At 73.7% G+C, this 6,003-nt stretch carries 8 protein-coding genes and 1 riboswitch; of the genes, 5 read left to right on the top strand and 3 right to left on the bottom strand.

Annotated elements, in window-relative coordinates:
* Positions 1-228: cbb3-type cytochrome c oxidase subunit I (locus tag ACWDRW_RS29500; RefSeq protein ID WP_451727964.1), on the bottom strand; the 228-nt coding region annotated here is incomplete at its 3' end.
* Positions 229-334: 106 nt separating this feature from the next.
* Here ACWDRW_RS29500 and ACWDRW_RS29495 point away from each other — a divergent pair.
* Complete coding sequence (locus ACWDRW_RS29495; protein ID WP_451727961.1) at positions 335-868, top strand: RNA polymerase sigma factor; 534 nt, start codon at positions 335-337, stop codon at positions 866-868.
* Positions 861-1,817 (top strand): CU044_5270 family protein, encoded by a 957-nt coding sequence (locus ACWDRW_RS29490; RefSeq protein ID WP_451727959.1) that lies wholly within the window; start codon positions 861-863, stop codon positions 1,815-1,817. The genes ACWDRW_RS29495 and ACWDRW_RS29490 overlap by 8 nt, the downstream gene beginning before the upstream one ends.
* Here the strand turns inward: ACWDRW_RS29490 and ACWDRW_RS29485 are convergent, their stop codons facing one another.
* Complete coding sequence (locus tag ACWDRW_RS29485) at positions 1,818-2,666, bottom strand: bifunctional 5,10-methylenetetrahydrofolate dehydrogenase/5,10-methenyltetrahydrofolate cyclohydrolase (protein ID WP_451727957.1); 849 nt, start codon at positions 2,664-2,666, stop codon at positions 1,818-1,820.
* 20 nt (positions 2,667-2,686) lie between these two features.
* A riboswitch (ZMP/ZTP riboswitch) is annotated at positions 2,687-2,771 on the bottom strand.
* A 25-nt stretch (positions 2,772-2,796) separates the two neighbouring features.
* A complete protein-coding gene (locus tag ACWDRW_RS29480) occupies positions 2,797-3,162 on the bottom strand; it encodes a nuclear transport factor 2 family protein (protein ID WP_451727955.1) in 366 nt (121 codons plus the stop codon).
* A gap of 591 nt (positions 3,163-3,753) precedes the next feature.
* Between ACWDRW_RS29480 and ACWDRW_RS29475 the strand changes: the two genes are divergently transcribed.
* The 3 genes from ACWDRW_RS29475 to ACWDRW_RS29465 all read left to right on the top strand — a co-directional run bounded on the left by ACWDRW_RS29475 (position 3,754) and on the right by ACWDRW_RS29465 (position 5,959).
* Positions 3,754-4,050: a hypothetical protein gene (locus ACWDRW_RS29475; protein ID WP_451727952.1), complete on the top strand. Its 297-nt coding sequence runs from the start codon at positions 3,754-3,756 to the stop codon at positions 4,048-4,050.
* A gap of 75 nt (positions 4,051-4,125) precedes the next feature.
* Positions 4,126-5,040: a DNA-3-methyladenine glycosylase family protein gene (locus tag ACWDRW_RS29470; protein ID WP_451727950.1), complete on the top strand. Its 915-nt coding sequence runs from the start codon at positions 4,126-4,128 to the stop codon at positions 5,038-5,040.
* A gap of 79 nt (positions 5,041-5,119) precedes the next feature.
* Complete coding sequence (locus ACWDRW_RS29465) at positions 5,120-5,959, top strand: SDR family oxidoreductase (RefSeq protein WP_451727947.1); 840 nt, start codon at positions 5,120-5,122, stop codon at positions 5,957-5,959.
* The last annotated feature ends 44 nt before the right edge of the window (positions 5,960-6,003 follow it).

Below are 6,003 nucleotides of genomic sequence, written 5' to 3'. Positions count from 1 at the left end.
CAGCATGATCGTGCCGTGCATCGTGAACGCCTGGTTGAACTGCTCGTTCGACATGATCTGCAGACCAGGTCGGGCCAGCTCGGCGCGCATGAACAACGCCATGACGCCACCGACGCAGAAGAACGCGAACGAGGTGATCAGATAGAGCGTTCCGATCGTCTTGTGGTCAGTGGTCGTCAGCCACTTGATACTGCTGACGTTTCGGTCTTTCACGACTTGGTCTCTCACGACCCGCCTGTGTCCGCGCCCCCGGCGCACGTCACACTTCAGGGACGCGACAAGAATCACCGAACCCGGGTGTGACGATCCCGGGGGTGCCGGACACGAACGGGACATGAGCAACGACGAGATCTTCGCCGCTGCCTATCGCGAGCACTACTGGGCGGTCAGCCGCTATGTCGCGCGGCGCCTCGACGGGCGCCCGGACGACGTCGAGGAAGTGGTGGCGGAGGTGTTCACGGTGGCCTGGCGGCGCCGTGCCGACCTGCCCGCGACCCCGCTGCCCTGGTTGTACGGCGTGGCACGCAACTGCCTGGCGAACGCGGTACGCGGCCAGGGGCGCCGGCGGCGACTGGTGCGCCGGATGGGCAACGACGACGCGGCCCACGGCCGGCACATGGCGGAGGGCCCCGACGCGGAGGCCCCCGGCGCCTGGGTGCATGACGCCCTCGGCCGGCTCTCCCCGGCCGACCAGGAGGTGCTGCGGCTGACGGCCTGGGAGGAGCTCGGCATCGACGAAGTGGCCGTCGCCCTCGGCTGCGGCACCCGCGCCGCGGCCATGCGCCTGCACCGGGCCCGGCGTCGGCTCAGAGCCGAGATCGACCGCATCGGCCCCACGACCCCCGCCAAGGAGCACGGCCATGGCTGACGAACTCGACCTCCTCCGCGGCGCCAACCCGGTCCCGACCGACGGCCCCCACTTCGGCGACGGCCCCCTGGACCACACCGCCGAACGGCACCTGAACCGGCTGCTGAACGCCCGCGCCTCCCGCCGCCCCCGCCTGCTCTGGGCGCTGACGGCCACGGCGCTGGTCGCGGCGCTCGTGTCGGCGCTGCTGTTCTCCGACCGCACCACCACCCCGGCCCTTGCCGCACCTCACCCGCTCGTCGTGCGGGCCGACGCCACCCCCGTAACCCTGCGCACCCTGGCCGAAAGGGCGCAGGCATCGGCGGCCGACGGTGTGCCGAAGCTCCGCAAGGGCACGCATGTGCGGTCGTGGAGCCTGGGGATGAGCGAGGACGAGCCGCCGGTCACGCTCCCCGAGGAGCGTCTCGTGCGGTGGCGGGCCGACGGCAGTCACACGGAACTCGTCGTGGCGACCGACCCCGGGCACCCCGGCCGACCCGTCCTGACCGACGACGGGCAACTCGTCGACGACGGCCACGTCCTCAGCAGGCAGACCTACCCGCCCAGTTGGAGCGACGCCCCTCCGCAGTCACCGCCGCCCGCCGACCCCGCCCGCCTGCGCTCCTACCTCCAGGAGGCCGCGTACACCGGAAACGAGCTCGACACCGGCCAACTCCTCGACGCCGTCGGGGTGCTGCTGGACACCTGGACGCTCGGCGCCCGGGAGTCGGCGGCGCTCACCCGCCTGCTGGCGGACGCCGACGGGCTCAGGCCGGTGGGCCGGGTCACCGACCGGCTCGGGCGGGTCGGACAGGCGTACGTGTACGACGGTTCCGGCATCCGCCACATGCTGATCCTGGACCCGGCCACCGGCGCCGTCCTCGGGCTCGAGAGCACCTTCGCCGAGGCGGAGCCCGAGTACGACGTCAGGGCCGGTGACGTGATGTCGTACCGCGCCTGGACGCGCTGATCACACCCCGAGCTGCCGGGCGGCGGCGGTCACCGTCTGCTCCAGCAGGACGGCGATCGTCATCGGACCCACACCGCCCGGCACCGGGGTGATCAGGGAGGCCCGCTCGACGGCGGAGTCGAAGTCGACGTCACCGACGTTCCCCTCGTTGTACCCGGCGTCGACGACGACCGCGCCGGGCTTGATGTCCTGACCCCGGATCAGCCGGGGCCGCCCCACGGCGGCGACCACGATGTCCGCCTCCCGGACCGCCGCCGACAGGTCCGCCGTACGGGAGTGGCAGTACGTCACCGTCGCGTCCCGGGCGAGCAGCAGCATGCCGGCCGGCTTGCCGAGGATCGCGCTGCGGCCGACGACCACCGCGCGCTTGCCGGACGGATCGACGTCGTAGGCGTCCAGCAGCCGCATGATGCCGCCGGGCGTGCAGGACACGAAGCCCGGCAGGCCGAAGCTCATCGTGGCGAAGGAGGCGAAGGTGACGCCGTCCACGTCCTTCTCCGGCGCTATCGCCTCGAACGCGGCCCGCTCGTCGACGTGCGCGCCCATCGGGTGCTGGAGCAGGATGCCGTGCACGCCGGGGTCGTCCGACAGCTTCCGCAGCTCGGCGACGAGTTCCTCGGTGGTGGTGGTCGCGGGCAGCGCCACGTGCCGGGACGCGATGCCGGCCGTGCGGCAGCGGTTCTGCTTCATCCGGACGTAGGTGACCGAGGCCGGGTCCTCGCCGACCAGCACCGTCGCCAGACAGGGCGCGGTGCCGGTGCGTTCGGTGAGCTGGGCCGCCCGCTCGGCGGTCTCCGTCACGATCGTGCGGGCGAGGGACGTGCCGTCCATGAGCCGTGCCTGAGACATGATCCACTCCTGGGCTGGTTCCGGTTCGCCCAGGCGCACGGCATCGACTCTGCGTAGGCCGCTCCCCGGTGGTGCTCCACCTCAGCGCCAGTCACGGCCCGCCCCCACCCTAACGGACTCCTTTACTCGTCTACTCGTCCCAGGCCTGGATCATCGTCTGCTCGACGATCTTGCCGTCCTTCACGGACGCCATCGACTCGGCGAGCACCCGTACCCCGTCGGAGTACCGGCAGGACTCGGTGAAGGCGACGGTGTCGCCCTCGACGACACAGCGCTCCAGTTTGTGGGTCATGTCGCGGCTGTAGACGTCCTCCAGCAACTCGCTGATCTCGTCACGGCCGTGCAGGACCCGGGGACTGCTGGGCTGGGTGTTGCGGTCCACGACGCGCAGTTCGGCGTCGTCCGCGTAGAGCGACAGGAGCGTCGTCGCCGTGTCTCCCTCGATGCCCCGGCGCAAGGCTTCGGTGTCGAAGCCGGGGTGTGCCGCGCTGCCCATGGTTGCCTCCTCGAAGGCCCGCGGCCTCGGGGGAGCGTGCCGCGCCGGCCTCACCTAAGAGGCTCCTCCGCCCCGGCGGCCTCGGCAAGCGCAGCGGGCGCGACCTTGGGGGCGGGGCGGGGACGGTCTCGCGGCAGCGGGCGGGGCGGCTTTACGGGCGCGACCGGGGCGGCTCTACGGGCGCGCGTTGAGGCGATCTCGCGGGCGCGGGGGAGGCAATGCCGCGGGTGTGGCCGGGGGCGGGCTTGCGGGCGCGGGGGAGGCGAGGCCGAGGGCGTGGCTGGAGGCGTTCTCGCGGGCGAGACTGAGGCGATCTTGCGGGTGTCGACGGGGGCTCGCGGCGCGGCGGAGGCGAGGCTGCAGATGTGGCCGGGGGCGATCTCCCGGCGCGGCTGCGGCGATCTTGCGGGTGTGCCGGGGCGTTCTCGCGGGCGCGGGGGAGGCGAGGCTGCGGGTGTGGTCGGGGGCGGGCTTGCGGGCGCGGGTCAGGCGTTCTCGCGGGCGCGGCAAGCGCGGTGCGGCGGTCCGCCTGACGGGTGAGCCGGGCCCGGCGGCCGTGTCCGGCGGGGGCCCGTCGGCGTTGCTCCAAACATGATCTCAACTCGACGTATCGTCGCCGCCGTCGGTCTGGCCGCCTCGGTCACCGGCCTCGCCGCGCCGCTGGCGAGCGCGGCCGAGGCGGAGGCCGCCCCCGGCGCGAACCTCAGCCCGATCCGCATGCTCGACTCGCTGACCGTGAGCGACATCCCGGAAGCGCACAAGGCGGCCATGCCGAAGCCTTCGGCGCAGCTGAACGAGCTCAACCGGGTGCACGAGCTGAACCAGCTGCACCAGGTCACCGACATGGTCGCCCCGGTGACGGGTCTGCTCCCCGGCATCGAGTACTGACCCGCCGTCCCCCCGCACCGAGGGGCCGCCCGGACCGCCGGGCGGCCCCTCGGTGTTTCCGGGAGGGTGGGAGGCATGCGGCAGCCTCCGGACCGGTCCGTGCGCTGGCGGCCCGGTTTTCCCGTGGACGCGCGGCTGACCCTGTCCAGTCTGCGCCGCGGCTCCTACGACCCCACGCACCGGGTCGAAGCCGACGGCACCGTGTGGCGCGTCGCGCGCACCGCCTCCGGAGCGGTCACCTACCGCATCCGCCAGCACCGCCTGGACGACCTCGGCGTCGACGTCTGGGGACCCGGCGCGGCCGAGCTCGCCGACTCCGTCCGGCGTGAACTCGGCGAGGGCGACCGGCCTGAACTGTTCCGGCCCGCGCACCCCGTGCTGCGCGGGGCCGTGCGCCGCCTGCCCGGCCTGCGGATCCCCTGCACCGGACGGCTGTTCGAGGCCCTTGTGCCCGCGGTCCTCGAACAGCGGGTCGTCGGCCTGGACGCCGCCGCCTCCTTCGCCCGCCTGGTCCACAAGTACGGGGAGCCGCCGCCCGGCCCCGCCCCCGACGGCATGCGGGTACCCCCGCCCCCGGAGATCTGGCGGACCGTCCCCAGCTGGGAGTGGCGCCGGGCGGGCGTGGACCTGCACCGCTCCGCCACCCTCGTCGAGGCGGCCCGCCATGCCGTATGGCTCGACCGCTGCGCCGGCGATCCCGAACGGGCGTACGACGTCCTGGCGAAGCTGCCCGGCGTCGGCGTCTGGACCGCCGCCCAGGTCGGCCACCGGGCCCTGGGTGACGCGGACGCGCTGCCCCTGGGCGACTACCACCTCGGCACGATGACGGGCGTGGCGCTCCTGGGGCGGCCCCTGGCGGAGCACGAGATCGAGGCGTTCTACGAGCCGTTGCGCCCGCACCGCTACCGCGTGGTCCGCCTGCTGGAACTCAGCCCGGGGGCCGCCCCGCGCCACGGCCCCCGGGCGCCCCGCGCGGGGCCGTTGCGCTAGCGCGTGTCACCCCCGACGACCGCACACACGTCTGATACGGATCGACAGCCGACCCCCGCACCCCAGCAAGGAGCCCGCCATGGCCGAGCCCACCTACGCCGTCACCGGCGCCTCCGGACGCCTGGGCGGACGTATCGCCCGCCGACTGGCCGCCGCCGGAATCCCCCAGACCCTCCTGGTCCGCACCCCGTCCAGAGCCCCCGAACTGCCGCGCGCCACCGCCGTGTCCGGCGCCTACGACGACCACGACGCCGTCGTCCGCGCCCTGCGCCCCACCGACCGCGTCCTGATGGTCTCCGCCTCGGAGACCCCCGACCGCGTCGAGCACCACCGCGCCTTCATCGACGCTGCCGCCGCGGCCGGGGTCGCGCACCTGGTGTACATCTCCTTCTACGGCGCCGCCCCCGACGCGACCTTCACCCTGGCCCGCGACCACTGGCACACCGAACAGCATCTGCGTGCCAGCGGCGTGCCGTTCACCTTCCTGCGGGACAACCTGTACGCGGACTTCATGCCCGCCCTGGTCGGGGAGGACGGCGTCATCCGCGGCCCCGCGGGCGCCGGGCGGGCCGCCGTGGTCGCCCAGGACGACATCGCCGATGCCGCCGTCGCGGTCCTGCGCGACCCGGCCGAGCACGCCGGGCGCACCTACGAACTGACCGGCCCGGAGGCGCTCGGCCTCATCGACATCGCGGCCACCATCGCCGCCGTCACCGGACGCACCGTCTCGTACCTCCCGGAGACGGTCGAGGAGGCCTACGCCTCCCGCAAGGGCTACGGCGCGCCCGACTGGCAGCTCGACGCCTGGGTCTCCACCTACACCGCCATCGCCGACGGCTCCCTGGCCGGGGTGACCAGCGCGATCGAGGAGCTGACCGGCCGCCCCGCCACCTCGCTGGAGCAGGTGCTGAGGGCCTGAACCGCTTTCCGCGTCGGCTGCCGTTTCCGATCAGTCCCGCGTAG

It is taken from the genome of Streptomyces sp. NPDC003635, assembly GCF_053587635.1.
The sequence above is the reverse complement of the archived record's forward strand: the minus strand, read 5'-3'. Positions and strand labels throughout refer to the sequence as shown.